A 26,502-nucleotide genomic window follows, 5' to 3' on the forward strand; every position below is an offset into this window, starting at 1 on the left:
GGGGCACCCCAGCGCTCGCTGGTCCGATTTCCTGAATCAGCCACCATGACATTGGCCCACCGGCCGCGGCTAGTTGGTGTTGGCGTAGAGCCAGGCGAGCGGGTCGATCTTGGTGCCGGTGATTCCGCCCTGGCGAATCTCGAAGTGCAGGTGCGGTCCGGTCGACATTCCGGTGCTGCCGGTTTTGCCGATGACCTGGCCGACCTTGACCACGTCGCCCTCCTTGAAGAGCATCGATCCGTGGATCATGTGGGCGTACACGCTCGTGACGAGCTCGCCGTTGATCATATGGTCGATCATCATGTGCACGCCGAGGCTGGCCTCGCCGTCTTCGGCGTAGCTGACCACGCCGTCGGCGATGGCCTGGATCGGCGCACCGACGCCCGGATTGAAGTCCTGGCCGCCGTGGTTCACGGAGCAGCCGGCACAGTTGCGGTAGCCGATCTGGTCACCGATGTGCACGCCGACGGCGAACGGCCACTGAATCGTGCCGTTCGGGTTGTTGGTGAAGGTGTCTTCCATTCGGATACCGCTGGCTGCGGCAACCTCAGCGACGGTGCTCGACTCATAACCGTCACGCTCGACCGTGACGGTATCGCCGCCGGCCAGATTCATGCTCTGTACCTCGTCGGCCGGCAGAACGCGCTGGGCTTCCAAAACGGATGCCTGCACGTCCTGCGAGGACAGCAGCGCCTCCGCCGGAAGCGAGGTAGCCACGGCCATCAAAGCTACGAACGACATGGCGAGGATCGAGGCGCCTTTGGCTGCGCGCTTGCGCATGGTGCTGCCCGCTGGCCGTGCGCGGGGCGTACGGCGGGGCAGTGCCGCGGCCGGAACGAATTTGCGCGCGGGGGCAAAGGTCTCGCCGGGCTTGTGCTCGATGCGCTGGCGGCGGTGCGGGCGGTCTCCGGCAGCAGGAATCACCGTCGGGATCGACGGGGCGATGCCGGGAGCCAGGAGCTTCTCGTAGTCGGTGGGCTCAGCGTCGGCGATCGGCAGGGCGGCGACGACACGGTCGGTCTCGGTGACGACGGCCGGCTCGAGGTCGGGTTCGGTCAGATCGGCAGCGACGATCAGGTCGGCGGCAGGGCTGAGTCGAACAACATCGACGACATCTTCGTCGACCGGAGCCAATTGGGAGAAGGCAACACGCTCGCGCTCGCGCAGCTCGCGCAGCTCGCGACGGGTGAGAGCTGCCGGTTCAGCTGGGGGAAATACGGTACCGTCACTCTCGCCGGACACGGAGGTGTCCAAAGATGGAGTGTGACGTGACAAAATGCAGCTTTCGGCGTAGCGGACGGGATCGGGTACTCGTACTGGAAAACGCCAAAAGACGGCAAGCCAATATAACGAATTGATTAAGGATAGCGCTCAACCCTGAGAATACCAGAGGAAAGTGACCGATCACACCCGAATGGGGGTAAATGGGCGTTACCTCACCGGGCTTGCGGGTCGACTGGGAAGCGTGTGAACAGCCCGGCGAGCACCGGCTCGAACTGCGCGTAGAGGTCGGGAGCGGCGGCGATGAGCAGGTCGCGACCCTCGGCATCCGCTTGCAGAGCGCCCACTCGAGCGCCTGCCTCGCGAGCGATCAGGGCGCCGGCGGCGTGATCCCAGGGGTTCAAGCCACGTTCAAAATAGAGGTCGAGTCGTCCGCAGGCGACCGAGCAGAGGTCGAGAGCGGCCGAACCGATCCGACGGATGTCCCGCACCTGGCCGATGAGACCGCCAACGACATTTGCCTGCCACACCCGCCGGGTCGCCTCATAGCCGAAGCCGGTGCCCGCCAGGGCGAGCGAAAGCGAGACGTCGTGATTGACGTGCAGGCGTTTGTCGCCCAGCCAGGCACCGGAGCCGTCGGACGCGGTGAAAACCTCGCCGAGGGCTGGATTGACGACCGCGCCGGCAAGGGCGTTCCAGGTCGCCGGGTCGGGATCACCCTGCACGACGGCGACGCTGACGGCGTAGAACGGGATGCCGTAGAGATAGTTGACGGTGCCGTCAATGGGGTCGACCACCCAGGTGAGCCCGCTCGTGCCGCTGGTCGCGTCGGATTCTTCACCGTAGAAGCCGTCGTTCGGCCGGGCATCGGCCAGCAGGCCGCGAATGAGCAGCTCGACTTCGCGGTCGGCCGCGGTAACGATGTCTTCGGGTGAGGACTTCGAAGCGGCGATCTCGACCCCCTCCGAGCGGCGGCGGTGGGCGAGCGCCCCGGCGGTGAGGGCGATGGTGCGCGCGAGGTCGAGCAGCCCGGTCGGGGCAGGATGCGTCATGCCCTCACGCTACAGGGCGGGGCTTAACCAGGACAGGCAGGCCCGGGGGCCTGCCTGTCCTTCTGAACTGCTTTACTGTTGGTGGCGAGTGCGAGGTTCGAACTCACGAAGGCTACGCCGTCTGATTTACAGTCAGATCCCTTTGGCCGCTTGGGTAACTCGCCAGGCGCTCCCGACCAGGTGTAATCACTTGACCGGAGACGCGGGGTTAACAATACAAGACGAAACGCCCCACCGAGAAATCAGCCGTGGCCGTGCTTCTTGATGAGGCGCATCCGCTACCCGGCGGGTGGGCCGCCCATGCCGGCCGGCGGGGTGCGCGTCTCAGCCGACGTCTCGCCGCCGAGGCCACTGAGCCCGCTCTCGGTTTGGGTAGCGGTGCTGGCGATGGCGGAATTCAGATCGGCCAGGATCACCCGGTCACCGGAGTCGATTCCCGACGTGATCTCGGTCAATTCAAAGCCGACCGCGCCGACCGTCACCTCGACGCTCGTGGAGACGCCGTTCTCGAGCAGATCGACCGTGGAGATCGAGGCGGCCAGGTGCACCGCCGAGGTCGGCACGGTGATCACCTCGTCGAGGCTGGCCACCGCCACGGTGACTGCGGCCGAGGCACCGTTCAGCAGGTTGGGGTCGGTGTTGTCGAGGGCGATGTGCACCGTGTATGACGGTGTGGACGACGTCGACACGTTCAGCATGCCGATCGAGCTGACCGTTCCGGACAACTCGTCGCCGACGCTCGCCACGGCGACGTGGGCGCTTTGGCCGACGGCCACCCCGGCGATGTCGGTGAGCGAAACGCTCGTGCCTACGACAAAGCCATTTTCGCCGATCACCGTGATCACCGCGGTCGACGACGACGCCGAGACGGAGTCACCGACCGCCAGATCGACGGCCGCGACGGTGCCGGCGATCGGGCTGGTCAGCGTGGCCAGAGTGAGGTTGTGCTCGGCGATCGCCAGTTCGGCGACGGCCGAATCGATCTCGGCCTGGTCGGCCACAATCGTTTCGGCCGAGGCGACCGTGGTGGTCGCGCCGCCCGTGGCTGCGCCGGTACCCGAAATTGCAGCGGATGCCCCGGCCCCGCTCGCTGCCGACGTGGCCGTTGATTCGGCGGTCGCGTTCGTCGAACCCGACGCAACGGTGCTGGGAGCGGCAGTAGATGACGACGGAGCGCTCGCAGCGGCGACCGCCTTCTGCAGGGCGCTGACCGATCGGTTCAGGTCGTCGACGAGCGTGAGCACGCCCGCCTGGGCCTCGTTGGTCGCCGTCTGGCCGGCTAGCACGGCGGTGATGGCGCTCTGGCAGTCGGCGAGGGCAAGTTTCGCCGCCGCGAGTTTCTCCGCGGCGGTCAGGGGCACGGTCTGCTCGGTCGTTTCGTCGGTCGCTCCGGTCGCTCCGTCGGTGACCGTGGCGGCAGGCTCGTCGGCGTCGGTGGCAGCCTCATCCGCGGCGGCGTCCTCGAGTGCGGACTCAAGAAGGGGCAGACACACGTCGGTCGTCGCGGCGATGGTCTGCTGAGTCGCGGCGAGCGCGGTCACGGCCGTGTCGTAGTGGGTGAGCAAGGCAGCCTGGGCGGCACCGACCGCCCTGATGGCCTCCGTAACGGCGGTCGATGTGGCGGCGATCGAAGCTCCGGTCGAAGCCGTGCCCGTGCCCAACGAACTCGCCGATGTCGACGCGGCACCCGACGAGGCGGGCGTGGCAGCTGTGGCGGCGGCATCCGTGGTTGATGCCGTGCTGGCCGTTGTGGTGGCGGCCGTCTGCGACTCGAGGTCGTTCTCCAGAGTGACCTGGGCGGTGGAAACGTTGGCCTGGGCCTCGTCGATCGCGTCAGTCAGGCTCGCCACGTCGAGGGTGGCGAGCGTCTGCCCGGCGGTCACCGTGTCGCGCACGCTGACGGCGACGCCGCTCACCGTGCCGGCGACCGAGAACGACGCATCGCTGCGACTGGCCGAGGCCAGAGTTCCGACCAGGTCGAGCGATTCGCTGACCGAGCCGAGCGCGGCCGCGACCGTGCGGTAGTCCCCTTCCGGTGTGCGGGTTACGGCGTAGGCCACTCCCCCGCCCGAGGCGACGATTACCGCGGTGACCGTTCCGGCGGCGAGCAACCGCCGGCGCCTCTGCCGGGTGGCGCGAAGCGCCGTGGCGAAAGGCTCCCGGTTCACAGTGGTTGCCGGCGCCGCGCGCTTACTCATCCGCCGCACCATTCATTCGGCCGCCGGGGCCGGCCATGGCGCTCACGCAGCCGTCAGCACCGCCCACGGACAGGGCCACCGTGGTAGCCGCGAAGGATCCGCTGTCGTCGGCCTCGCCCTGGGCCGTCGCGCACAGTCCAACGGCAACGGCCGTCGCATCAGAAGCGGATGTCGCGGTGTAGCTGGTCGTGTCGTCGACCGTGACCGTTTCAGTCGTCACGGCGCCCTCAGCGTCGGTCGAGTCGACCGTGATGCTGGTCGCGGTGACCGCGGTGACCAGGCCGCTGGTTCGAGAACCGAAGCCGCCGGCATCCGTTGGCATATCGGTGGGCATACCGGTCGGCATGCCGCTCGGGGCGGTACCGTCGGCGCTGGCGGGCAGGTCGGTGGGCGGCGTTCCGCCACCGGGCATTCCTCCGCCCATTCCGCCCAGACCCGCGGTGCAGGTCCCGTCAACCGCAGCCGTGACGACGACGGTGGTCGCAACGCTTGCGGCATCCGTTCCGTCGGCCGCTGCCGCGCTGAAAACGTTGACGCACTGGCCAATGGTGACGTCGCCCAGTGCCGCGGCGAGCGTCGAGGTGAAGGTCGTGGCCGTCGTGTAGGTCACCGCGGTCTGGGATTCGCTGTCCTGCAGCTGAAAACCGAGATCGGCCAGGGCGGCGACCTCCCCGGTCACGCCGGGCGCGACTCGCGCCTGCTGGGTGGTCGACGTGTCGGTCGTGGCAGCAGGAGCTGCCGTCGTGGCGGTGGCCGAGCAGCCCGAGAGCAGCAGAATGCCGCCGAGGGCGAGCGCGCCGCCGGCGAAGACCGCGCGACGCTTGAGGGTGGATTTCAACATGACCGTGATCTCATTTCGTTGGAGGGAAAAATGATGGAGCGCCGAGTCCTGGCGCAGGTCTTATTCACTGCGCAGCGCATCGATGGGCGCGAGGCGGGCGGCCCGGGTGGCCGGGTAGACGCCGAAGCTCACACCGATCACGATGGCGACGCCGATGGACAGCGCGACGGCGGCCGGCGAGACGACGATCGAACTGCCGATCACCCCCGGCAACAGCAGGGCCGCAGTAACGCCGAGTATGGCGCCGAGCAGTCCGCCGCTGAGGCCGAGGATGGCCGCCTCGATCAAAAATTGGCGGCGGATGGCACCCGGCGGCGCCCCGAGGGCCTTGCGCAGGCCAATCTCTCGGGTACGCTCCGAGACCGAGACGAGCATGATGTTCATGACCCCGATGCCGCCGACCAGCAGGGATAGCCCGGCCACGCCGGTGAGCAGAATGGTGAGGGTTTCGTAGACGGCCGTTGCGGTGCTGACCAGGGCGTCCTGGCTGCTGATCGAGAAGTCAGCGGCGGTGCTGTCGGTGATCGAGTGCAGGTTCAGCAGCAGGGTTTCGGCCTCCTGGTAGGCGGCGGAGAGCTGCCCGTCGCTGGCTGCCTGCAGGTAGATGGTCGACACGGCGGCGCTCTCGGTGCCGCCGACGAGCACACTCGCCGCGGTGGAGAACGGCACGATCGCCAGATCGTCGAGGTTGTCTGACGAGTCCGACCCGGCGGTGTCGAGCACACCGATCACCTGAAAGGGCTTGTCGCTGATCACCACCGACTGGCCGACGACCCGCTGGGTGCCGAACAGCTCGTCGGCGGTCTCCGAGCCGAGCACGATCACGGCGGCGGAGGTCTCGTCGTCTTCGGCGCTGATGAACTCACCCGTGCTCAGGGTGCGGGCGCGCACATCAAGCCACGAGGCGGTCGTTCCGGTGACGGAGGTCGTCCAGTTGGTGTCGTTCGCTTCGAGCGACAGCGAGGTGGTTTTCTCGGCGGCGACCCCGGAAATGTCGGGGGCGTTCACGCTCGACGCGAGCGCGTCGGCATCCGCTCTGGTCAGCGTCGAGCTCGAGCCGAAGCCACCGCGCACACCCGATGTGTCGGTGCTACTGCCGGGGGCGACTATCAGCAGGTTGCTGCCGAGCGAGCTGATCTGCGCGCTGACGTCTTTCTGGGTGCCGAGGCCGAGGCCGACGGTGAGAATGACGGCGGCGATACCGATCAAAATGCCGAGCACAGTGAGGGTCGAGCGCAGGGCGTGGGAATAGACGGCGCTCCAGCTCGTGCGGAATGATTCGAGCCAGTTCATGCGGCAACGTCCTCGTTCAACTCGTCGCGCAGAATCTCGCCGTCGCGTACCCAGACGATGCGGGCAGCCCGGCGGGCGACTTCGAGTTCGTGCGTGATGAGCACGATGGTGCGGCCGCGGGCGTGCAGTTCGTCGAACAGGGCGAGCACGTCCTGCGTCGAGACCGAGTCGAGGTTTCCCGTTGGTTCGTCGGCCAAAATCATGGTCGGTTCGCCGACCAGGGCGCGGGCCACGGCCACGCGCTGCTGCTGCCCACCCGAGAGTTCACCTGGCCGATTCTCGAACCGGTCGCCCAGCCCGACCCTCACGAGTGCTTGCTCGGCACGTTCCTTGCGCTCGTTCCGAGGTACCCCCCCGTAGATGAGCGGTAGTTCAACGTTGCGCCAGGCCGGCAGCGACGAGAGCAGGTTGAATCCCTGAAAGACGAACCCGATCTGACGGTTGCGAATCGCGGCGAGATCGACCTCGTCGAGGTCGTTCACGTCGGTGCCACCGAGGCGGTATTCGCCGCGGGTGAGGGTGTCGAGGCAGCCGAGAACGTTCATGATCGTGGATTTGCCCGACCCCGACGGCCCCATGATGGCGACGTATTCGCCCTCGTGAATGGCCAGGTCAATGCCCTTGAGGGCTTCGAATTCGATGCTTCCGGAGCGGTAGGTTTTGCCGGCGCCGCGCAATTCGATGACGGGGGCATCCGTTGGAGTCGGGTCAACCATTGTTCGTGCCTCCGGGCATCTGACCGGCCGGGAAGTCGCCGGTGGGCATCTCCCCGCCGGGAAAAGTGCGGTCGGTGCCGGTCGTGCCGGCATTGCCGCTGCCGGGGGTGAACGCGGCCACGACCACCTCATCGCCCGCGGCGAGCCCCGCGGTGATCTCGGTGAGGTTGCCGACCGTGGCACCGACGGTGACCGGTGTGGAGATCTCCGTGCCGTCCGCGTTCTTCAGCGTCACAACGGATGCCCCATCCACGCTGGTCACGGCGGCGCTGGCCACCGTGAGCACGGCGGTACGGCGTTCGTACACAATGGCCGCGGTCACGGCGACGCCGTCGTAGAGTCCGTCGGTGGCTCCAGTGACGGCAACAACGACCGGGAAGGCGGCGACACCCGTGGTGGTGGACGGCAGCAGGCCGATCTCGGAGACGGTTCCGAAGAAGGCGGTTCCATCGTCGAGGGAGAGTTCGACCTGGTTGTCAGCGGCGATGAGGGCGGCATCCGCTTCACCCACCGTGAGGTCGACGGTCCAGGAATCGGTGCCGACGATGGTGAAGGCGGCCGTGCTGGCGGTGGTCGTGCCGCCGGTTCCGGCGGCAGCGGTTGCGCCCGCTGCTGCGGTACCGGCCCCGCTGCTGCTGGTGCCCGCCGAGATGACATCGCCGACGGCCACGTTCACGACGGTGACGACTCCGGCGACCGGTGCCGTGAGGGTCACGGCGTTCTGAGCGGCCACGGCCTCGTCGACAGCGTTCTGGGCGGTGGTGACGCTCGCGGTGTTGGCGGCGATCTGGGCCAGGGCGGCCGTGCTGCCGTCACTGGCATCCTGGCTGTCCGTCAGCTTGGCCGCGGCGCTCGCGAGGGTCGCCCGGGCCGCGAGCACTTCGGCGTCGACGGTGAGGGTGTCCACGGTGGCGAGCACGTCACCGGCCGCGACGACCGTTCCCGCCAGCACGTTGACCCCGGTGACGGTTCCGGAGGCGGCAAAGGAGACTTCCTCCTGCACGGTCGGGGTGAGGGTGCCGGAAGCCGAAACGCTCTGTTCCATGGTCTCCAGGCTCGCCGCCACGGTTTGGGCGACGGGGGTGGCCACGGCGCTCTCGGTCTGGGCGGCAATGATCCACCACGCGCCGCCGCCGGCCAGGGCAAGCACGACGACGGCGCTCAGCACCCACCAGCGGGCTCTCATTCTCCTGATGCGGATGCGAAACTGCCTGAGTTTCATTGTTCTCCTCGTGTATTCGACACACTCTTGCCTGTGCCACTCAGGCGAACCTAAGCAGGCGGTCTATGCCCAAGGCATCCGTGGCCTATCAATCGGCTATGAGCGACTGTCAGATACCATGGGGGAATGGCAGATTCAACATTCGACATCGTCAGCAAGGTCGACCCGATGGAGGTCGACAACGCCCTCAACCAGGCGCACAAAGAAGTCGCCCAGCGTTACGACTTCAAAAACGTGGGAGCCTCGATCGCGATGAGCGGCGAGAAGGTGCTCATGAAGGCGAACACCGAGGAGCGCGTCAAGGCGATCCTTGAGGTGTTCGAGGCCAAGCTGATCAAGCGCGGCATCTCGCTGCGCAGCCTCGATGCTGGCGAGCCGTTCGCCTCCGGCAAGGAGTACCGCATCGAGACGTCGATGAAGGCCGGTATCGACCAGGAGAACGCGAAGAAGATCAGCAAGATCATTCGCGATGAGGGCCCCAAGGGCGTCAAGAGCCAGATCCAGGGCGACGAACTGCGGGTCAGTTCGAAGAGCCGTGACGACCTGCAGGCCGTGATGGCACTACTCAAGGGCAAGGACCTCGACGTGGCCCTGCAGTTCACGAACTTCCGCTAACCGCTGGCGCCGTGGCCAGCCTGCGGCATCCGCTTTCAGCAGCAACGCACCGCGCGCTGGTGGCTAATTCAGGAGATCCGGTCGCCGCACCCAAGCCGGCCGCACTGTTTCGCGGGTAGCCGCTTCCGGTCTTGGCGTATTTCCTGAATTAGCCACGCGGGGACCCGCCAAACGGATGCTCAGCGCGGCCATATCTGCTGCCGGAGCGGGGGCTACTCGGCGCGGGAGACGGTGACCATTTCGTCGCGGTCGACGACCTTGATGCGGGTGCGGCCAGCCGCCTCGCCGAGCGCGAGCTCGTGCTGGTCGAGGTTGTGCCAGCCGTCGAGGCCGGTGTAGCGAACGCCGCGAGCATCGAGCAGCGCCACGATGCTCTCCTCCGACGGCGATTCGGGGCGCCACCAGTTGCCGAGGTCGTTGATCAGGTGCTTGATCGTCTCCATCGCGTCGCTCTTGGTGTGGCCGATCAGGCCCACCGGGCCGCGCTTGATCCACCCGGTCGCGTAGACGCCGTACATCTGCTGGTTGAACAGCCCGCCGGTGCCGGCCGAAGGGTCGCGGCGCAGTACCTGGCCCTCGCGGTTGGGAATCACGCCACGCTTCTTGTCGAACGGCACGTCGGGTAGTTCCGACCCGAAGTAGCCGACCGCCCGATACACCGCCTGCACCGGGATCTCGCGAATCTCACCGGTACCGACAACGCCGCCGGCGGCGTCCGTTCTGGTGCGTTCCCACCGAAAAGCACCGACCCGGCCAGTGCCGTCATCGACGATTTCGACGGGCTTGGCGAAGAAATGCAGGTGCAGCCGGCGGCTGGCCGTGCCGGTCTCGCGGGCGCGCCACTGATTCAGCGTCTTGTCAATCACGAAAACCTGCTTATTGCTGGCCACGGCAGCCTGGGCGGCCTCGTCGTAGTCGAAGTCCTCGTCGTAGACGATCATGTCCACGTCATTCAGCTCGCCGAGCTCGCGCAGTTCCAGCGGCGTGAACTTGACGGATGTCGGTCCGCGGCGTCCGAAAACGTGCACGTCGGTCACCGGTGACGCCTTCAGCCCGTCATAGACGTTCGCGGGAATCTCGGTCGGAAGCAGGTCGTCGGCGTGCTTGATGAGCATGCGGGATACGTCGAGGGCAACGTTGCCGTTGCCGATCACGGCGACCTCACGGGCCGAAAGGGGCCAGGTGCGCGGCACGTCGGGGTGCCCGTCAAACCAGCTGACGAAGTCGGCGGCGCCGTAGGAACCGTCAAGGGACGCACCCGGAATGTTGAGGTCTGCGTCCTGCACGGCACCGGTCGCGAAAATGACCGCGTTGTAGTGCTTCTTGAGGTCGTCAAGCGTGAGGTCCACGCCGAACCGCACGTTGCCGAACACGCGAATGTCGCCGCTGTCGAGCACACCGCGCAGCGCGGTGATGATGCCCTTGATGCGGGGGTGATCGGGGGCGACGCCGTAGCGCACCAGTCCGTACGGCGCCGGCAGGTGGTCGAACAGGTCGATCGAAACCTCGAAGTTGCGCTCGGACTTGAGCAGAATGTCGGCGGCGTAGATGCCGGCCGGACCTGCGCCGACGATGGCCAGTCTCAATTTGGTCACGAAAGATTCCTTACTGGGCGAACCATCGGGTCCAGGCCCTGGCCAGCTCTCGAATGGCGTCTAGCTGGAACGCTCGACGATGGACTCGGCAAATCGGGTGAGGGCTTTCTTGACCGAGCCGTTCGGCAGCGGACCGAGGGCCGCGACCGCGTCGCGGGCCCAGCCGTGTGCCTCGGCAAGGGTTTCGGCGGTGACGGCGTGCTCGCGCAGCGCGGTGATCGCCGCATCAGCGGCCTCGCCCTGCTCAGCACCGTCCGTCATAACGTCGCGTTCCAGCCGTTCCAGCAGATCAGCGGATGCCCCGTCGCTGACGGCGCGTTCCCGCAGCCGCAGCAGTGGCAGCGTGACGACTCCGGCGCGGAGGTCCGTTCCCGGCACCTTACCGGTCTCCTGCGGCTGCGGGGAGAGGTCGAGCACATCGTCGATGAGTTGAAAGGCCACACCGATCTTCTCGCCGAAGTCCACGACGGGCTGCTCGTACTCAGCCGGGGCGTTCGAGAACACCACGCCGCCCTGGGCGGCGGCGGCGATCAGCGAACCGGTCTTGCCGGCGAGCACCTGTATGTAGTGTTCGACCGGGTCCGCGCCGGCCCGGGGGCCGACCGTCTCCTGGAACTGGCCGAGCACGAGGCGCTCGAAGGTGGTTGCCTGCAGTTTGATGGCACGTTCGCCCAGGCGGGCCATCAGCTGGCTGGCGCGGGCGAACAGCAGATCGCCGGTGAGGATGGCGACGGAGTTGCCCCACACCGTTTGTGCGCTGGGCACCCCGCGGCGTTTGTCGGCGTCGTCCATGACGTCGTCGTGATAGAGCGAGGCCAGGTGGGTCAGTTCGATGGCCGACGCCGCGGTCACGACATCGGGCACCACACCGTCGCCGAGGTGCGCGGTGAGCAGCGCGAGCATGGGACGCACTCGTTTGCCGCCGGCGTTGAGCAGGTACCGGCTGGTGACAGTGGCGATTTCGTTGGCGTAGACGAGCTCATTGAGGAGTGCCGCTTCGACCTGTTCGATGCCGGCGTCGATGTTCGCCGCCAGGCCGCGGTCGGCGGAAGTGGAGAAAATACGTTCGCCGAGGCCCGCTTGGCTGGTCACCGACGCGCTGCGTCGCGTCACGGGGGCTCTGGATTTCACGTAAGTAAGCCTATCGAGTCGGTCAGGGCTTGGTACCGCGGTGCAGGGCCACGATGCCGAGCGTGAGATTGCGGTAGGCGACGGCAGAATATCCGGCCGAGCGCAGCCATCCGCTCAGTACCGGCTGGGTCGGCCAGGCCGCGATGGATTCGCCGAGGTAGTCGTAGGCTTCGGCGTTCGATGAGGCCAGCCGAACAACCCGCGGCATGACGTGGTTGAGGTAGGCGAAGTAGCTCTGGCGCACGAGCGTCAGCGGCGGTGTCGAAAACTCGCAGATGACGACGCGGCCGCCGGGCTTGGTCACCCGGTAGAACTCGGCGAGAGCTTTCTTCGGTTCGACCACGTTGCGCAGCCCGAACGAAATGGTGACGGCGTCGAACTCGTTGTCCTTGAATGGCAACGCGGTGGCGTCGGCTTGCACGAACTCGATGTTCGCGTTGTGCGCGTGCCGGGCCTGGCCGACCTCGATCATGCCGGCCGAGAAGTCGGCGGCGATGACGTGGGCACCGCTGCGCGCGAGGGCGGCGCTGGAGGTTCCGGTGCCGGCGGCGATGTCGAGGATGCGTTCGCCCGCCTGCGGATTGACCGCCTTGGTCGTTGCGAGGCGCCAGAGCGACGCGTTGCCAACCGACAGCAACGCGTTCGTGCGGTCATAGTGGGCGGCGACCTCGTCGAACATGGCAGCCACCTGCGCGGGCCGTTTGTTCAGGTCTGCTCTATTCACCCCATCATTCTAGGTTGCGTGGGCCCGCCGAACCTGCACAGTTGCCGGGGCCCGCATTCGCGTGGCCGCAGTGGCGCGGGCGTAGGCTGTACAGGTGAATGTGCAGGCCTTGACGGTCGAAACCTCCCCGATAGCCGATATCCGCCAACTGATTCTGCTGCTCGACGGCCGCGCGCCCCTGCTCTGGATGCGTCGTAACCAGGGCCTGGCCGGCATCGGCTGCGCGCTGCGACTGGAATTCTCCGGCCCCACCCGTATGACGGATGCCGCGGCCGCGTGGAAACAGGTCGTCGCGCTGGCCACCGTGACCGACCCGCTGACCCGCACCGGCACCGGGCTGCTCGCTTTCGGTGCGTTCGCTTTCGACGAGTCCTCCACCGAGGCCAGCGTGCTGATCGTGCCCGAGATCATCGTGGGCCGAGAAGACGGACAGTGCTGGGTGACGCGCATCTGGGCGACGGGCGAGAACGCCCCGGAGCAATCGATGGCAAAGGACCCGCTCGTGCTGCATCCGCTCGGCGACGAGTATCGCATCGCGCTGCTGCCGGGCGCACTGCCTCCAGACGACTTTCTCACAGCGGTCAGTTCGGGCATCGAGCGTATTCGGGCCCAGCAGGTCAACAAGGTCGTGCTCGCCCGCGACCTGGTCGGGCGGGTGCCGGCCGAGTCCGACCTGCGCCGCGCCATCACGAAGCTCGCGCTCGGCTATCCGGACTGCTGGACCTACGCCGTCGACGGACTGATCGGATCGAGCCCGGAAACCCTCATTAGGGCTGACCACGGTTCGGTCAACGCCCGCGTTCTCGCCGGCACGATCTCGCGGGGAGCGGATGCTGAGGACGACCGCGAGGCCGCCCTCACCCTCGCGACATCGTCGAAGGACGGCGACGAGCACGAATTCGCCGTGCAGAGCGTGCTGAAGTCGTTGCGACCGCACACCTCGGTGCTGGCGACGAGCGAGATTCCCTTCACCGTGAAACTGCCGAACCTCTGGCACCTGGCGACCGATCTGGAGGGCACCCTGAGTGACGGGTCGACCTCTCTCGACCTGATCGCCGCGCTGCATCCCACTGCTGCGGTCGCCGGCACCCCCACCGACACGGCGTTGAGCCTCATTCGCGAGCTCGAACCCTTCGACCGTGGCCGCTATGCCGGCCCGGTCGGGTGGGTCGGCGCCGACGGCGACGGAGAATGGGCGATCGCCCTGCGCTGCGCCCAGGTGGCTCCGACCGGCGGCATCACGGCGTACGCCGGCTGTGGCATCGTTCTCGAATCCGACCCGGAACGCGAGCTGGCCGAGACGAAGATGAAGTTTCGCCCGATCGTCGAGGCCTTCGGCTGACGACCTAGTGTCCTGCGTCGGGAGTTCGTTGTAGAAGTCGTTTGAGGGATTCGAGGATTTGTTCTGCGGATTTGGTCCAGATGAATGGCTTTGGGGTTTCGTTCCATGCTTTCGCCCAGTTGCGGACGTCGGCTTCGAGCGCTTGAACGCTCCGGTGGTCGCAACGCTGGAGGAGATCAGCGGTGACGTAAGCGAAGAAGCGTTCTACCTGGTTGATCCAGGACGAATACGTCGGGGTGAAGTGCATGGTGAAACGGGGGTGGGCTTCGAGCCAGTGCTTGATCGTGGGCTTTTGTGAGTGCTGTAGTTGTCGCAGACCAGATGCACGGCCAACTCGTCAGGGACGTCGGCGTTGATCTTGTTCAGGAACTTCTGGAACTCGAGCGAGCGGCGCCGGCGATGAATGCTGGAGACAACGGTGCCGTCAGCGGTGTTAAAGGCGGCGAAGGGGCTGGTCGTGCCATGACACAGCTGCTCCCGTTCCTCATCGGTAAGAATCAGCTCACTCTTTGGGCATCCAGTTCGTGACATAACTCAATCTCGCTACGTGCTGAAATGCTCCGGATGCGACCACCCGACAGTGGGACGCAACCCAGCTCGGCGGGCGCCTGAGTTCCCGGCTCGGGGATCGGTCTGAGGCGTCTTCCGAAGTTGGTCACCCTGGAGAAGCAGGTTCGATGACGATCCTCTCCGTCGTAATTCCCAGCTATAACGAAAAGCACCACTAGTCGCAACCTCGGGACCTTTGGCCCTGTGAGCTGAGAAGTCCGTGCATCAGGCTGATTCCACGAGGCTGAACTTACCGCTTCATGGCCATCTCAGGCTTTGAACACGATCGCTTCCGGGCACTGCAATTAGCTTCGGTCCGCAGCCAGACAAGAGAAAAGAAACTGCAATGAGAACCGATGAACGCGCAGTGAGAACGCCAGGCGAAGTGCGAATACCAGACGATCTGCAGCTCACCCAGATTTCCGACGGCGAATGGAGAGTCAGTGACGGACGGGTGCCCTGGGACAGTCCTTTCTCACTCATCGGTTTCATCAGTCTGAACGCAGACCAGTACGAGGTGCTGGAGTTCGGTGATCCCATGCGCACGTTCGTTGTCGGCTCTATGGCAGAGGCCGAATCGATATTCACCCCGCCAGCCGGTGATGTCACGCAAGGCAAGCTGGCACGAGACCCACGACGCCTGGACAAGCGCCTCGAACGCGTGCTGCCACAGTGGACACCCGTGAACTCGGTCTCGTGCACAGCCAGGGCTGACGCAGGGGCCTCAGCGAACCGTTAGCAGCGAGAACTCCAACGAGTCCTCGCCGTCTACCTCGGATACTTCCAGGTAAATCACACCCGCAGTGGCAGATGAACAGTGATAAGAGAAATGGCTGGCGCAAAATGGGCAGGCGCGGAATAGGTCTGATCGGGATCGTGTATCTGGTTATCGGGGTAGTGGTCGCTGCCAACCAGAGTTATCTCGTGGCATGGAACGTTCCCGGCAACATTCTGGAAGGCATGGCGGCGATTGTGCTCTGGCCTTTTGTGGCCTTCTTCGGGGTCGATCTGCACACCTTGATCGCATAGGGACCCGAAATTTACACTCCTGACGGGCCTTCACTGTTCGGGGTGAAACAGCTTTCCCGGACGTGACCCTTGACCGAACCATCGGGTGAGCGCACAGGCCAACGTTTGGCAGGCAACGACACAGCAACGGCGACGAGTATTCGCTCGCCCCGACAGGTAAGAAGAGGAGAACCCCGTGGGACACGAAAAAACTCAAACTTCCCCGTCCGACATCGACCTTCCGCTCACTCAACCGATCGACATCACAGGACTCATTCAAGAACAGAATGGCGACGGCGGAATTCGTCAAGGCGAATGAGGCCCTGTGGGCATTCATCACGTAAGTCACTCGGGCGCGATGGGGTATGCCGCCGCACAGGGCTGGCGCTCGCGACGGGGCTGACCTAAGTGGAGAGTGCACCCAACCGCGCCCCCTGACAATGGAGTGAACCCTGCCCGCATTCGATCCGGATCTGGAAGAGGTTCACGTTCGCGAGCATCCCCTGCGCCGACCCGGAAACTCTTAGCGTGTTATTTATTCCGTTTCGTGAGCTGACCCCCTCTACGTCGACAAGGACAGCCTCAAGGCCCTACGTCCCAAGCGCCTATCTTTACCTATGCACATTAGGACTTTACCTAATGTGTGTAGACTGGCGTGATGAAGCGCATCCCTCTCACCGCGACGGTGATCATCGCCGAGGCCGCAGACCTGGCCGACGAGACCGGCTTCGACGACGTCACCCTGTCGGCGATCGCGCTGAGGCTTAGCGTGCAGACGCCCAGCCTCTATTCGCATGTCCGCGACCGTGCGGCGCTGCTGGACGGGATCACCGCGCTCGCACTGTCGGAGCTCGCTGACCGTGTGGCGGTGGCGATTGCCGGTCGAGCCGGTCGGCTTGCGCTCCGCGGCTTCGCTGAGGCGCACCGGGTGTACTCGCTGGAGTCGCCGGGTCGCTGGCAGTCCCTTCAGCGGCGCGCCGGCACTGCCGCTGTGGAGTCCAGCGCCGCGCGGTGCTTCGTCGCGCTGACCGACGCCCTGCTCCTGGGCTATGACTTGCCGCCGGGGGAGCGAGTGCACGCCACCCGACTGATCGGCAGCACCATTAACGGCTTCCTCGCCCTCGAGCGCATCGGCAGCTTCGATCACAGCGAACCCCCACCCGAGGTGTCCTGGCGCACGACCCTCGACGCTCTTGACGCCCTCCTGCGGGCATGGCCTACCGACACGGAAAAGATCCATCGATGATCACCACCTCCCTCACCGCACAGTTCCTCCATGGCGCAGCCGAGGTGGAGACGACCGCCCGTGGTGTCCGCCCGCATCGTCTGCCAGCGTGGGTGCGCACGCAGTTCCCCGACCCGCAGTTGCTGATGATGGAAGGCCAGCCCTCCGGAGTGCGCCTGGCGATGTCCACCGCGGCGCGGACCATCCACCTCGTCTTTCACCCCTCGAGGCTCACTTACCTGGGCGCGGACCGTCCCCGAGGCAGCATCGACCTGGTGGTCAACGGCGACCTCGTCGCGAGCGACCTGCTCGACGACGGCGACGTCATTGAGGCTGACCTCCAGACCGGAGCCACGAGTTCTCGACCGGGCACGACTCACACCACGATCTTCAGCAAGTTGCCCGAGGGCGACAAGCTCGTCGAGATCTGGTTACCACACAACGAGTCCATCGAGCTGATTGAGCTGCGGACCGACGATCCGGTGAGCCCGGTCAAGTCGACACGTCCCGTCTGGATCCACCACGGCAGCTCGATCAGCCACGGCTCGAACGCGAGCACTCCAACCCAGATCTGGCCGGCGGTCTCCGCGCGGCTCGGCGGCGTCGAGCTGCGGAACCTCGGATTCGGAGGCGGTGCACTCGTCGACCCGTTCCTCGCCCGCGTGATCCGCGACGCTCCGGCCGATCTCATCAGCGTCAAGCTCGGGATCAACGTCGTGAACCTCGACTCGATGCGGCTCCGTGCGTTCGTGCCCGCCGTGCACGGATTCCTCGACACGATCCGCGACGGGCACCCCACCACCCCGCTCGTGCTCATCTCGCCGATCTTCTGCGCCATCCACGAGGACACCCCCGGCCCGGGCGCCGTCGACCTGGACACCCTCGGCACCGACCAGGTCCGCTTCATCGCCACCGGCCCCAGCGAAAGCCAGCAGCAAGGGCGCCTCACCCTGCGCGTCATCCGCGACGCCCTGACGTCACTTGTCCAACGCTGGACCGACGATCCGAACCTGCACTACTTGGACGGGACCACTCTGTACGGCGAGCAGGACACCGCTGAGCATCCGCTGTCCGACGCGTTGCACCCCGATACCGCCACCCACCGGCTCATCGGCGAGCGATTTGCCGAGTACGCCTTCACACGAACCGGACCGTTCGCCCCACACTGAAACATGTGGGGCGGTCGGCCCCTGTGGGTGCTCGTCGGGCAGAGGAGACCTGAGCTCGCAGACCAGACGAAACCAGGCGCTTCTATCCGCCAGCACGCTCGGCCCATCGGCTCCCGATTCACCATGCGACGCGATCAGGTATAGCGGGCATCAGACAGCGCGCGAACATCCTGTTTGCCGTGGACGCGGGCGCACAGAGTCAGTGCGCTCGGGCCGTGGGGCTGGTCAATGTGCGGAGAGCGGCCAGCCATGATTGTCACCAACGCACGGGTCGATCCGATGACCGACGGGCCCGGTGCCCGTGGCGAGATAGAGACCACAGCTGCCCACGAGCACCGCCGCACCATGCTTTCCTGGGCCGGGCCGCGGCGGCCTGAGGCTGATCAGCGACATGCTTGGAGTGCGACGGTGGTCGCGCTCACCCGTGAGTGACTGTATAGTCACTCACATGTCCTCCCTCAGCACCGCAGAAGAGCGTGTCCCGGTCGTCACCGCCAGCGCGGTGCGGGAGTTCGCGAGCGGTGGGTACCGCGGCACGACGATCGCGGACGTGGCCCGCGACGCCCGCATCTCGCCCGCCTACGTGTTCAAGCTGTTCCCCAGCAAGGAGCGCCTGTTCGTCGCCGCACTCGCGGACTGCTTCCGACAGATCGTCGAGACACTCAGCATGGGGGCCGACGAGGCCGAAGACACGAGCTCGGACGGCATCCTGGACGCGATGGGCGGCGCTTATGCGGAGCTCATCAGCGACCGTTCGCTCCTCATGCTTCAGGTCCACGCGCAGTCGGTCGCGAACATCCCGGAGATCGGGCAGGCGCTCCGCCTTGGCATGGCCTCGGTCGTCCGGCTGGCCAAGTCCCGGTCCGGAGCAAGCGACGACGCCGTCCAGCGTTTCGTCGCCTACGGGCAGTTGTGCCACCTGATCGTCACAACCGGCATCGACGACGTTCCCGACGAGTGGGCGTCGATCCTCTCCGCCGGCATCCGACACCCTCGCTGATCACAGTCCTCCACAACCACCGCACAACATCGTTAGTGAGTGAACACACACTCTATTTCCAAATGAAGGATCTTATGTCCACTCAATCCATCCTCGCTCCAGCGTCGCGCCGCACCCCGCGCTCCGTTTTCGTCTCCGCCTGGGCCGTACCGGTCCTCGTGCTTGGCCAGTTCTCGATGCTCGCCATCGTGCCGGTCGTCCTCGTCCTCGTCGGCACCCTGCGCCACCCGGGACTGCGACCGCTGCGCCCGTACAGCGCTGCCCTCGCCGCCATCTACGCGACCCCGCTCGTCATCTAGATCTTGCGCCCCGACGGTGCCGAGAGCCTGTCCAAAGACATGCACCCGGTGTTCATCGTCCTTTTGGTGGCGGTCGCAGCCGCGCTGCTCGTGAAGCTCCACACCCGCAAGCGCTGACCCCTACAACCCCGAAGGAGAAACCATGACCACCCGAACGCGTGTGACCGAAGTCGTGATGCCCGGCCTGATCGAGCCCGACGGCCTGCTGATCCAGGATCGTGATCTGCCCGCTCCTGCGACGGGTCAGGTGCTAGTCCGGGTCGAGGCGACCGGAGTGTCCTTCGCCGAGCAGCAGATGCGTCGTGGGAAGTACTACGACCAGCCACCGTTCCCGTTCGTCCCGGGCTACGACTTCGTCGGCACTGTCGAGGCGACCGGCGAGGGCGTCGACCCGGCGATGGTCGGCGCTCGCGTGGCCGCCGTGGTCAAGATCGGCGCTTGGGCCACGCACGTGCTGACCGACGCTACTCACCTGGTGCCCGTACCCGGAGGCATCGACCCAGCGGACGCCGAGACGCTCATCGTTAACGGGATCACGGCCTGGCAGATGCTCCACACGATCGCGAAGGTGCAATGTGGCCAGAGGATAGTGGTGCTCGGCGCGAACGGCGGCGTCGGGTCGACGCTCGTGCAGCTTGCCGCTGACGCTGGCATCACGGTCATCGGCACCGCCGCGACCCGCCACCACGACCATGTCCGGAGCCTGGGCGCCACACCCGTCGATTACCGCGCTCCCGACCTTCCGGCGCGCCTGCGCAGCCTCGCGCCCGACGGTGTCGACGCGGTGTTCGACCACGTCGGCGGGCCGGGGATCCAGGATTCCTGGAGGCTGCTGCGCCGGGGAGGGACGCTCGTCTCGTACGGCAGCGCGGCGACCAAGGACGACCTGGGCAAGTCGCAGCTGCCCGTCCTCGCCCTCGTCGGACGTCTCCTGGTATGGAACCTCCTGCCCAACGGTCGACGGGCACACTTCTACAACTTATGGGCCGGTCACCGCCGCCCCACGCGCTTCTACCGCCGCCTGCGTGACGACCTGACGCAGGTGCTCGAGCGGCTTGCCGCCGGCACCCTCGCGCCGCAGGTCGCCGCGCGACTCCCGCTCGTCGAGGCCGGACGCGCGCTGGAACTCGCGGAGTCCCACACGGTGGCCGGCAAGGTGGTGCTGGTGCCCTGAGGCCTGCCGCGCGAACTCGTACCGGCGGGCCAGGCGCTCTCCCGTGAGGGAGTTGGCGATGTGCACAGTTCGGCCCGCGGGCACGCCCGCAGGCCCTCTCTGACTTCGGGCGTGAATCCTGGCGACGTCAATGGGCTCGTTGCAGGGTCTGGTGCGTCTGTGAATGCTGACGTCCGGTGGGAGAGTTGGCGGTGTTCTGTGCTCGGGTGTTGGCGAGGCGGCAGGAGTCGATGCCGGTTTCGAGGATGTTGCCTCCGAAGGTCGGTTGGTCGACGATCGCGCGGCAACCGACTTGTTATCTAGCCCTTCAGCGCAGCCAAGGATGATCCGGGACCGCAACGCCAACGCCTGCGCCGACGTCGGTCGCCGTGACCAGCGCAGAAGCTGCTCCCGTTCCTCATCGGTAAGAATCAGCTCACTCTTGGGGCATCCAGTTCGTGACATAACTCAATATTGCATTTAAGCAACTAAATTACGACGCAAGACACTAGATGTTCAAGACGAGCGACGCCGACAGCGAGCGGGAGACGCAGGGGTACATCACACCGAGAGCATCCTTCTCGGCATCATCGAGTACCGAGTCCAGATGTTCCGGCGTGCCCTCGACCACCCGTACCTCACAGGTACCGCAGATTCCCTTGCGGCAGGAGCCGAGAATGGGCACGCCGTGGGATTCCAGGGCGTCGAGCAGGCTCTCCTCGGCAGGGACGGTGAAGTCCAGGCGGCTCTTGCGGCAGGCGACCTGGATCGGTGCGGCTGGCCTGGCTGAGCGCTCGAGGGGAACGAACCGCTCGAGGTGCAGTCGCCCGGCCGGCACTCGTGCCGCCACCGCGTTCATGAGGGACTCCGGTCCGCAGCAGTAGACCTGTGCCGTGACCGTGCCGAGAATGACATCCAGGTCGAGCCCGCCGACGTTCTCGTCGCTCGCGTGCACGATCATCCGCTGGGGGTACTCTGCTTCGAGTTCGGCCACGAAGGCCATGGTCTGTCGGCTGCGCCCGGCGTAGACGAGCCGCCAGGCCCGCCCCGCCGGGAGCGATTGGATCATGGCCGTGATCGGCGTGATGCCGATCCCGCCCGCGATGAAGAGATAGTCGGCGGCCGGTTCCAGTTCGAAATGGTTCATCGGCCCCGAGACGGGCAGGCTCATTCCCGGCACGAGATTCTCGTGAATCCACGAGCTGCCACCCGACGACTGACTGGTGCGCAACACCGCCACGTCGTACTGGTTGCGGTTGGCCGGGTCACCACAGAGCGAATACTGCTTCTGCAGGCCGTTCGGCAGGTGCAGGGTCACGTGTGAGCCCGGCTGCCAGACCGGCAGCATCCCGCCGTCCGGCAGTTTCAAGCGGATGCCGACGATCCCGTGCGCAAGCCCGGTCGCGCTGGCAACGACCATGGTGCGCGGAACCGGCTGCACGGGGGCCCCGCCGGGTGCGGCATCCGCTTGCCGGGCTGAACCGCTGCGTTTACCGGCGATGATGCGCAAAATGACGGCCAGCGCAGCTAACAAGATGAGCGCGATCGAGACGATTCTGTACCAGAGCGACCCTACATCGGTGCCGGTGAATCCGGCGTGGAACGACACCAGCAGCAGGGTGGCGTAGCTCGCGTAGTGCAGGCCTTTCCAGAATTTTCGCGGCAGCCGCTTGAGCATGAGCGAGGAGCCCTGAACGGCGACGAGCAGGTAGAACGCGAGTATACCCAGGGCGACCGGCAGCGGTTTGAATGCTGTGGCGAACGGCACGAGTACTTCGGCCACGGTGAAGGACAGCCAGGAATCGATCATGAGCGACACCATGTGCAAGCCGACCATGACGAGGGACGTGCCGCCCAGGTAGCCGTGCAGGTCCTGCAGCCAGGCCGGGTTGTCGACCCGGCGCATCACCCGGGTCGAGAGCAGGATTCCCCAGAGCACCGAGGTGGTCAGGAGTGCCCAGGCGATCATGGCACTCGCGCGGGAGACGTACCACCAGAGGTGCGGATCATTCATCGGTACAGGTTCCAGTTCTCGGAGGCCGCGAGGGCGCCCGTGTGATCGACGACCAGGCCGGCGGCGCCGACCGTCGGCAGCCAGGCGAGATAGTCGGCGGTGGGCCGGAGAAATCCCGGTTTGGTGAGGGTTTCGGCGCGAGCGCCGGTGGACGCGATGACCGACACGGTTTGCACCCGGGTGGCCGCACTGTCGTGGGTGCGCGGGTCGAGAAGGTGGTGATGCTCTCCGGCCGTCGTCGTGAAGCGGCGCTTGCGCTGGCTCGACGTGGCTAGTGCCCCCGTACCGAGACGGACGACGGCACAGTGGTTCGCTGGGTTCAACGGGTCCTCGACTCCCAGCCGCCAGGCCTGCCCGTCTGCTCCCTGTCCGCAAACGGCGATGTCGCCGCCGATCTCGGCGAGTGCACCCCAGGCACCCTCGTTCATGGCCAGTTCGCAGACGAGGTCAGCGGTCAGGCCCTTGCCGATGCCGCCCGCGTCCAGTGTCGTGCCGCGCGGGAGCCGTACCGTTGTTCCGTCAATGTGGATTCCGGCCAGGTCGCCCGGCGAGCGCGCGCTCTCCGGTAAGCGGGTCACCCGGCGCGGGTCAATGGCCGACGATGAATACCCGGCCGCGAGCAGGTCGGGCAGCAGCGTGGGATCATAGTCGCCGCGGGTCAGCTCGCAACCGGACTGCATGGCTCGAATGAGGCGCACGGTCAGCGGGTCGACGTCGACCGCACGTCCTTCGGCCCAGTTCAATCGCGTGATGTCACTATCGTTCACGAATCGGCTCCAGAGCTGCTCCAGGCAGTCAGCGAGCGCGAACGTCGCATCGAGCAGGGCAGCGGATGCCCCCACCAACGTGATTCCACAGCTGCCGCCCATCAGCGGCTCGCGGCGGGAGAGCGTTTCCGGCCGGGCCCCCGTTCCGGCATAGCCGGCCCGAACGGCGTCGCGGGCGATGGCCTGAGGAGTGAAGGTACGCGAGGCCATGCTAGCCGCCGGACCCTCCGGACGAGGCCGCGACAGGCGCCGGAGCGGGTGCCGGTGCCGGAGGAGCAGGCGCGGGAGCGGGAGCAGGTGCCGCAGCGGGAGCCGGAGCAACGGCAACCGGCACAGCTGCTGCGGGTACCGGCACCGCCGGCGCTGCGGCCGGCGCGGGTGCGGCGACAACCGGCGCGGGTACTACCTCCGGAGCGGGCACGGCCGGTGCACTGGTCGCCGGGGCGACAGCCACGGGAACGACCGCGGGGGCGGCGACTCCGGCCGGTGTGGTCCCCGTGCTGGCCAGCGTCACCTCATCGGCTGCCGCGCCGATCTGAAATCCGGCGACCATTCCCACGAGCGCGAGCGCGCTCGCCGCCCCGGTGATGTTGCGTGCGTGATGGGCTGGCCGACGGCGCTTAGTCATCATCGTCGTCGCTCTCATCCTCGTGCGCGGAATCATCCTGCGCGAAGTCATCGTCCTGCGAGGAATCGTCATCGTCGTCGTACGCTCCCGAGGCGCCAGATCCCCCCGACGTGCCGGCAACGGGCGCGGTTGCAGCCGGTGCGGGTGCCGCAGCGGGTGCCGGGCTCGAGTCGTCCCCGGCGAATTCTGCGGCGGTACCGGCCGCCGGCACAGCGGTGCTCGCGCCGGCCGGTCGAGGCGCCAGCGGCGTCCAGGTCGCGCCGACATCAGCGGTGGGCGCCGGCGCGGGCACGGCCGGCGGCGTAGCGGTCGGCGTGGATATCGGTTCGAGCACGGTGGTGGCCTGGCCGACCAGTCCGACGGGAGCGTTGGTCAGTGTGTCCGAGTTGACGGCCATCGCCGCGCCGGCCGTTCCGAGTACCCCAACAACCGAGAGCACCATCATCGTTTTTGATTTCATGATTCGAGACTACGAAATCGTCGGTAAACATCGGCCCGGAGTAGATCCAAGATTTGTCCAAGAAATCAGCGCGGGTCTGGTCGCGGCTATCTGCCACTCGCCGGGCCGCCAGACTAGGGTCATGCGAGTTCTAGTGATCGAGGATGACGCGGCCGTCGCGGACGGCCTCATCGACGGGCTCAGCTACGCCAACTTCGAGACCCTCCGTGTCGCCACCGGAACGGCTGGGCTGGCCGCAGTGGATTCCTTTCGCCCCGACATCATTCTGCTCGACCTGGGCCTGCCCGATCTGGACGGTACCGACGTCTGCCGGGCCATCCGCTTAAAGGAACAGACCCCGATCATCGTCGTGAGCGCGCGGGACGACGAAATGGATCGGGTGATCGCCCTCGAAATCGGTGCCGACGACTACGTCGTGAAACCGTTTGGCATGCGCGAGCTGGTCGCCCGCATCCGCGCGGTGTCGCGCCGCACCGGCACCACCGAAACGGATGCCCCACCCGCCACCGAGCGCCGCTTCGGCCCGCTCCTCATCGACACCAGAGCCCAGCGCGTGCTGCTTGGCGGCAGCCCTGTCCACCTCACCGCGAAGGAATTTGACCTGCTCGTGTACCTCTCGGATGACCCAGGTGCCGCGCTGCGCCGAGCCGAAATCCTGCACGATGTGTGGGACACCAACTGGTACGGCACGACCAAGACCCTCGACGCCCATATCGCGGCGATCCGCAAGAAACTCGGTGACCCCGGCTGGATTCAGTCGGTGCGTGGCGTCGGTTTTCGCTTCGAGCAGCCGGCCGAGCCGCGCTCATGAAGTGGCGGCTGATGGCGGCGTTCATCGCGGTCACCCTGCTCATGTTGCTCGTGCAGGACGTGCCGCTGAGCACGTACCTGCGCACGGTCGAACGCGACCGCATCATCACGTCCCTTGAACGCGACGCGTTCGTGCTCGCTGGCCGCAGTGAGGAGGCGCTGGAATCGGCGATCACCGATGATGACGCGGGCCTGGCCGCTCTCGCTCGCACCTACCGCGACGCTGGGGGCGCGCGGGTCGTCATCGTGAACACGGCCGGAACGGCGATCGCCACGAGTGACGACGACCAGTCCAGCATCGGCAGCGACTACGCTTCCCGCCCTGAGATCACCGGCGCCCTCGGTGGCCAGATCATGTCGGGAAGTCGGTATTCCGACACCCTTCAGGTGGAGCTGCTGTACGTGACCGTCCCCGTGTTCAGCGGCGACGAAGTCTACGGTGCGGTGCGCCTGACCTATCCGGAACAGGTCGTCGACGACGCCGTCAACGACCAGATCCGCATGCTCGGAATCGTCGCCCTGACCACGGTGCTGCTCGCGGGCATCGTCGGTTACATCTTCTCGACCTCGGTCACGCGTCGGCTCAAGCTCTTGAAGGATGCCACCGAGCGACTGTCCAGCGGCGATCTGAGCGCCCGGGCGGATGAGTCCGGCGGCGCCCCGGAACTGCGCTCCCTGTCCCGCTCGTTCAATATCATGGCCGAACGCCTCGACACCCTGCTGCAGGAACAACGACGCTTCGCAGCGGATGCCTCCCATCAGCTGCGCACGCCCCTCACCGCCCTGCGCCTCAAGCTGGAACGCGCCGGAAGCCTGGTATCCACCGACCCGGCGGGCGCTGCCGTTCGGCTGGCAGCCGCCGAAGCTGAAGCCGACCGCCTCGGTACGATCGTCGAGGGACTGCTGCTGCTCAGCCGCACCGAGGGCCGGTCGGCGCCACTGATGACCGTCGACCTGGCGGAGATTGCTCGTGAACGGGTGGAGCAGTGGCAGGCGCTCGCCCAGGAGTCGGCCGTCACGATTCGTTATGACGGTCCGCTCACAGCGTCGGTCTCGGCGGTCTCCACAGCCGTCGAACAGATACTCGACAACTACGTCGACAACGCGCTCTCAGTCAGCCCGGGCACAAGCACGATCATCGTGCGCGTCACCTCCGCTGTGCCCGTTGCGCGGGTTGACCGTGCGGTACGGCAGCTGGGCCCGGCGCCACTCGAGACGGTGCAACTCGAGGTACTCGATGAAGGCCCAGGCCTGAGCGTCGAGGACTGCTCCCGTGCATTCGACCGGTTCTGGCGTGCACGTTCCGACAGCGCGGGGAGCGGCCTCGGCCTCGCCATCGTCGCGCAGCTGGCCAAAGCCAGCCGTGCCACGGTGGCCCTGGCCCCCCGTGGCACGGGCGGGCTCGCCGCCTCCGCCACGTTCACGGCCGCCGGTCCAGCCCGCGAGGGCGCGTGAATGGGAACTCCGCGG

Annotated in this window: 26 protein-coding genes and 1 tRNA gene; 11 read left to right on the top strand and 16 right to left on the bottom strand. The window is 66.4% G+C overall.

Annotation, left to right across the window (positions count from 1 at the left end; all coding sequences use genetic code 11):
• Window positions 1–69 precede the first annotated feature (69 nt).
• From BMW72_RS19465 to BMW72_RS01190, 8 genes are all read right to left on the bottom strand, one after another.
• Window positions 70–1,254 carry a M23 family metallopeptidase gene (locus BMW72_RS19465; RefSeq protein WP_092106409.1) on the bottom strand — a complete coding sequence of 395 codons (1,185 nt, stop codon included), beginning with the start codon at window positions 1,252–1,254 and terminating at the stop codon, window positions 70–72.
• 182 nt (window positions 1,255–1,436) lie between these two features.
• Window positions 1,437–2,273 (bottom strand): inositol monophosphatase family protein, encoded by an 837-nt coding sequence (locus BMW72_RS01160; RefSeq protein WP_092106411.1) that lies wholly within the window; start codon window positions 2,271–2,273, stop codon window positions 1,437–1,439.
• A gap of 79 nt (window positions 2,274–2,352) precedes the next feature.
• Window positions 2,353–2,437: transfer RNA gene (locus BMW72_RS01165), tRNA-Tyr, on the bottom strand.
• Window positions 2,438–2,551: 114 nt separating this feature from the next.
• The gene (locus BMW72_RS01170; RefSeq protein ID WP_166787768.1) at window positions 2,552–4,471 is read right to left on the bottom strand and encodes an HlyD family efflux transporter periplasmic adaptor subunit; all 1,920 of its coding nucleotides are present in this window, start codon (window positions 4,469–4,471) and stop codon (window positions 2,552–2,554) included.
• Window positions 4,464–5,312, bottom strand: a complete 849-nt coding sequence (locus tag BMW72_RS01175) for a hypothetical protein (RefSeq protein WP_092106415.1) — start codon at window positions 5,310–5,312, stop codon at window positions 4,464–4,466. Before BMW72_RS01175 ends, BMW72_RS01170 begins: the two co-directional genes overlap by 8 nt.
• A gap of 60 nt (window positions 5,313–5,372) precedes the next feature.
• Window positions 5,373–6,605, bottom strand: coding sequence for an ABC transporter permease (locus BMW72_RS01180; protein WP_092106417.1), 1,233 nt, complete (start codon window positions 6,603–6,605; stop codon window positions 5,373–5,375).
• A complete protein-coding gene (locus BMW72_RS01185; protein WP_092106419.1) occupies window positions 6,602–7,321 on the bottom strand; it encodes an ABC transporter ATP-binding protein in 720 nt (239 codons plus the stop codon). Before BMW72_RS01185 ends, BMW72_RS01180 begins: the two co-directional genes overlap by 4 nt.
• Window positions 7,314–8,543 (bottom strand): efflux RND transporter periplasmic adaptor subunit, encoded by a 1,230-nt coding sequence (locus BMW72_RS01190; RefSeq protein ID WP_092106421.1) that lies wholly within the window; start codon window positions 8,541–8,543, stop codon window positions 7,314–7,316. The genes BMW72_RS01185 and BMW72_RS01190 overlap by 8 nt, the downstream gene beginning before the upstream one ends.
• A 126-nt stretch (window positions 8,544–8,669) precedes the next feature.
• Here BMW72_RS01190 and BMW72_RS01195 point away from each other — a divergent pair, with 126 nt between their 5' ends.
• On the top strand, window positions 8,670–9,158 hold the full coding sequence (locus BMW72_RS01195) for a YajQ family cyclic di-GMP-binding protein (protein WP_092106423.1): 489 nt from the start codon (window positions 8,670–8,672) through the stop codon (window positions 9,156–9,158).
• 212 nt (window positions 9,159–9,370) lie between these two features.
• On the opposite strand, the gene BMW72_RS01200 is transcribed toward BMW72_RS01195, so the two are convergent.
• From BMW72_RS01200 to ubiE, 3 genes are read right to left on the bottom strand one after another with little or no spacing between them, the layout of a single operon-like run.
• A complete protein-coding gene (locus BMW72_RS01200; protein ID WP_092106425.1) occupies window positions 9,371–10,753 on the bottom strand; it encodes an FAD-dependent oxidoreductase in 1,383 nt (460 codons plus the stop codon).
• A 60-nt stretch (window positions 10,754–10,813) separates the two neighbouring features.
• The gene (locus BMW72_RS01205) at window positions 10,814–11,884 is read right to left on the bottom strand and encodes a polyprenyl synthetase family protein (RefSeq protein WP_241983971.1); all 1,071 of its coding nucleotides are present in this window, start codon (window positions 11,882–11,884) and stop codon (window positions 10,814–10,816) included.
• A 22-nt stretch (window positions 11,885–11,906) separates the two neighbouring features.
• The gene (ubiE, locus tag BMW72_RS01210) at window positions 11,907–12,608 is read right to left on the bottom strand and encodes a bifunctional demethylmenaquinone methyltransferase/2-methoxy-6-polyprenyl-1,4-benzoquinol methylase UbiE (RefSeq protein WP_092106427.1); all 702 of its coding nucleotides are present in this window, start codon (window positions 12,606–12,608) and stop codon (window positions 11,907–11,909) included.
• A 100-nt stretch (window positions 12,609–12,708) separates the two neighbouring features.
• Here ubiE and BMW72_RS01215 point away from each other — a divergent pair, with 100 nt between their 5' ends.
• Window positions 12,709–13,950 carry an isochorismate synthase gene (locus BMW72_RS01215; protein WP_422386316.1) on the top strand — a complete coding sequence of 414 codons (1,242 nt, stop codon included), beginning with the start codon at window positions 12,709–12,711 and terminating at the stop codon, window positions 13,948–13,950.
• Between the two features lie 4 nt (window positions 13,951–13,954).
• Here the strand turns inward: BMW72_RS01215 and BMW72_RS01220 are convergent, their stop codons facing one another.
• Window positions 13,955–14,197, bottom strand: coding sequence for a hypothetical protein (locus tag BMW72_RS01220; protein WP_241983973.1), 243 nt, complete (start codon window positions 14,195–14,197; stop codon window positions 13,955–13,957).
• Window positions 14,198–14,845: 648 nt separating this feature from the next.
• Here BMW72_RS01220 and BMW72_RS01230 point away from each other — a divergent pair.
• From BMW72_RS01230 to BMW72_RS01260, 7 genes are all read left to right on the top strand, one after another.
• The gene (locus BMW72_RS01230) at window positions 14,846–15,238 is read left to right on the top strand and encodes a hypothetical protein (protein WP_092106433.1); all 393 of its coding nucleotides are present in this window, start codon (window positions 14,846–14,848) and stop codon (window positions 15,236–15,238) included.
• A gap of 71 nt (window positions 15,239–15,309) precedes the next feature.
• The gene (locus BMW72_RS01235; protein WP_134450402.1) at window positions 15,310–15,528 is read left to right on the top strand and encodes a hypothetical protein; all 219 of its coding nucleotides are present in this window, start codon (window positions 15,310–15,312) and stop codon (window positions 15,526–15,528) included.
• 637 nt (window positions 15,529–16,165) lie between these two features.
• Window positions 16,166–16,753, top strand: a complete 588-nt coding sequence (locus BMW72_RS01240) for a TetR/AcrR family transcriptional regulator (RefSeq protein WP_092106437.1) — start codon at window positions 16,166–16,168, stop codon at window positions 16,751–16,753.
• Window positions 16,750–17,901 carry an SGNH/GDSL hydrolase family protein gene (locus BMW72_RS01245; protein WP_092106439.1) on the top strand — a complete coding sequence of 384 codons (1,152 nt, stop codon included), beginning with the start codon at window positions 16,750–16,752 and terminating at the stop codon, window positions 17,899–17,901. Before BMW72_RS01240 ends, BMW72_RS01245 begins: the two co-directional genes overlap by 4 nt.
• A gap of 448 nt (window positions 17,902–18,349) precedes the next feature.
• On the top strand, window positions 18,350–18,901 hold the full coding sequence (locus BMW72_RS01250; RefSeq protein ID WP_092106441.1) for a TetR/AcrR family transcriptional regulator: 552 nt from the start codon (window positions 18,350–18,352) through the stop codon (window positions 18,899–18,901).
• Window positions 18,902–18,975: 74 nt separating this feature from the next.
• On the top strand, window positions 18,976–19,200 hold the full coding sequence (locus tag BMW72_RS01255) for a hypothetical protein (RefSeq protein WP_198411002.1): 225 nt from the start codon (window positions 18,976–18,978) through the stop codon (window positions 19,198–19,200).
• A 142-nt stretch (window positions 19,201–19,342) separates the two neighbouring features.
• A complete protein-coding gene (locus tag BMW72_RS01260; protein ID WP_092106443.1) occupies window positions 19,343–20,374 on the top strand; it encodes a medium chain dehydrogenase/reductase family protein in 1,032 nt (343 codons plus the stop codon).
• 487 nt (window positions 20,375–20,861) lie between these two features.
• Here BMW72_RS01260 and BMW72_RS19130 read toward each other — a convergent pair whose 3' ends face one another.
• From BMW72_RS19130 to BMW72_RS01280, 4 genes are read right to left on the bottom strand one after another with little or no spacing between them, the layout of a single operon-like run.
• Window positions 20,862–22,367 carry a 2Fe-2S iron-sulfur cluster-binding protein gene (locus BMW72_RS19130; protein WP_092106445.1) on the bottom strand — a complete coding sequence of 502 codons (1,506 nt, stop codon included), beginning with the start codon at window positions 22,365–22,367 and terminating at the stop codon, window positions 20,862–20,864.
• Complete coding sequence (locus BMW72_RS01270) at window positions 22,364–23,344, bottom strand: FAD:protein FMN transferase (protein WP_092106447.1); 981 nt, start codon at window positions 23,342–23,344, stop codon at window positions 22,364–22,366. The genes BMW72_RS19130 and BMW72_RS01270 overlap by 4 nt, the downstream gene beginning before the upstream one ends.
• Window position 23,345: 1 nt before the next feature.
• Window positions 23,346–23,765, bottom strand: coding sequence for a hypothetical protein (locus BMW72_RS19135; RefSeq protein WP_194088170.1), 420 nt, complete (start codon window positions 23,763–23,765; stop codon window positions 23,346–23,348).
• On the bottom strand, window positions 23,755–24,222 hold the full coding sequence (locus BMW72_RS01280) for a hypothetical protein (protein ID WP_134450403.1): 468 nt from the start codon (window positions 24,220–24,222) through the stop codon (window positions 23,755–23,757). The genes BMW72_RS19135 and BMW72_RS01280 overlap by 11 nt, the downstream gene beginning before the upstream one ends.
• Window positions 24,223–24,343: 121 nt before the next feature.
• Here BMW72_RS01280 and BMW72_RS01285 point away from each other — a divergent pair, with 121 nt between their 5' ends.
• Both BMW72_RS01285 and BMW72_RS01290 read left to right on the top strand, forming a co-directional pair.
• Window positions 24,344–25,033: a response regulator transcription factor gene (locus BMW72_RS01285; protein WP_092106451.1), complete on the top strand. Its 690-nt coding sequence runs from the start codon at window positions 24,344–24,346 to the stop codon at window positions 25,031–25,033.
• The gene (locus BMW72_RS01290; RefSeq protein WP_092106453.1) at window positions 25,030–26,487 is read left to right on the top strand and encodes a sensor histidine kinase; all 1,458 of its coding nucleotides are present in this window, start codon (window positions 25,030–25,032) and stop codon (window positions 26,485–26,487) included. Before BMW72_RS01285 ends, BMW72_RS01290 begins: the two co-directional genes overlap by 4 nt.
• Window positions 26,488–26,502 lie beyond the last annotated feature (15 nt).

Source organism: Cryobacterium luteum, from assembly GCF_900110125.1.
Taxonomy (GTDB): domain Bacteria; phylum Actinomycetota; class Actinomycetes; order Actinomycetales; family Microbacteriaceae; genus Cryobacterium; species Cryobacterium luteum.

Excerpts from the sequence above, each read along its gene's own strand:
- BMW72_RS01245 (WP_092106439.1), top strand. The coding sequence starts at position 16,750 with ATGATCACCACCTCCCTCACCGCACAGTTCCTCCATGGCGCAGCCGAG.
- BMW72_RS19135 (WP_194088170.1), bottom strand. The coding sequence starts at position 23,765 with ATGATGACTAAGCGCCGTCGGCCAGCCCATCACGCACGCAACATCACC.
- BMW72_RS01175 (WP_092106415.1), bottom strand. The coding sequence starts at position 5,312 with ATGTTGAAATCCACCCTCAAGCGTCGCGCGGTCTTCGCCGGCGGCGCG.
- BMW72_RS01195 (WP_092106423.1), top strand. The coding sequence starts at position 8,670 with ATGGCAGATTCAACATTCGACATCGTCAGCAAGGTCGACCCGATGGAG.
- BMW72_RS01230 (WP_092106433.1), top strand. The coding sequence starts at position 14,846 with ATGAGAACCGATGAACGCGCAGTGAGAACGCCAGGCGAAGTGCGAATA.
- BMW72_RS01170 (WP_166787768.1), bottom strand. The coding sequence starts at position 4,471 with ATGAGTAAGCGCGCGGCGCCGGCAACCACTGTGAACCGGGAGCCTTTC.
- BMW72_RS01240 (WP_092106437.1), top strand. The coding sequence starts at position 16,166 with ATGAAGCGCATCCCTCTCACCGCGACGGTGATCATCGCCGAGGCCGCA.
- BMW72_RS19130 (WP_092106445.1), bottom strand. The coding sequence starts at position 22,367 with ATGAATGATCCGCACCTCTGGTGGTACGTCTCCCGCGCGAGTGCCATG.
- BMW72_RS01290 (WP_092106453.1), top strand. The coding sequence starts at position 25,030 with ATGAAGTGGCGGCTGATGGCGGCGTTCATCGCGGTCACCCTGCTCATG.
- BMW72_RS01270 (WP_092106447.1), bottom strand. The coding sequence starts at position 23,344 with ATGGCCTCGCGTACCTTCACTCCTCAGGCCATCGCCCGCGACGCCGTT.
- BMW72_RS01250 (WP_092106441.1), top strand. The coding sequence starts at position 18,350 with ATGTCCTCCCTCAGCACCGCAGAAGAGCGTGTCCCGGTCGTCACCGCC.
- BMW72_RS01160 (WP_092106411.1), bottom strand. The coding sequence starts at position 2,273 with ATGACGCATCCTGCCCCGACCGGGCTGCTCGACCTCGCGCGCACCATC.
- BMW72_RS01220 (WP_241983973.1), bottom strand. The coding sequence starts at position 14,197 with ATGCACTTCACCCCGACGTATTCGTCCTGGATCAACCAGGTAGAACGC.
- BMW72_RS01280 (WP_134450403.1), bottom strand. The coding sequence starts at position 24,222 with ATGAAATCAAAAACGATGATGGTGCTCTCGGTTGTTGGGGTACTCGGA.
- BMW72_RS01190 (WP_092106421.1), bottom strand. The coding sequence starts at position 8,543 with ATGAAACTCAGGCAGTTTCGCATCCGCATCAGGAGAATGAGAGCCCGC.
- BMW72_RS01185 (WP_092106419.1), bottom strand. The coding sequence starts at position 7,321 with ATGGTTGACCCGACTCCAACGGATGCCCCCGTCATCGAATTGCGCGGC.
- BMW72_RS01260 (WP_092106443.1), top strand. The coding sequence starts at position 19,343 with ATGACCACCCGAACGCGTGTGACCGAAGTCGTGATGCCCGGCCTGATC.
- BMW72_RS01235 (WP_134450402.1), top strand. The coding sequence starts at position 15,310 with ATGAACAGTGATAAGAGAAATGGCTGGCGCAAAATGGGCAGGCGCGGA.
- BMW72_RS01285 (WP_092106451.1), top strand. The coding sequence starts at position 24,344 with ATGCGAGTTCTAGTGATCGAGGATGACGCGGCCGTCGCGGACGGCCTC.
- BMW72_RS01255 (WP_198411002.1), top strand. The coding sequence starts at position 18,976 with ATGTCCACTCAATCCATCCTCGCTCCAGCGTCGCGCCGCACCCCGCGC.
- BMW72_RS01180 (WP_092106417.1), bottom strand. The coding sequence starts at position 6,605 with ATGAACTGGCTCGAATCATTCCGCACGAGCTGGAGCGCCGTCTATTCC.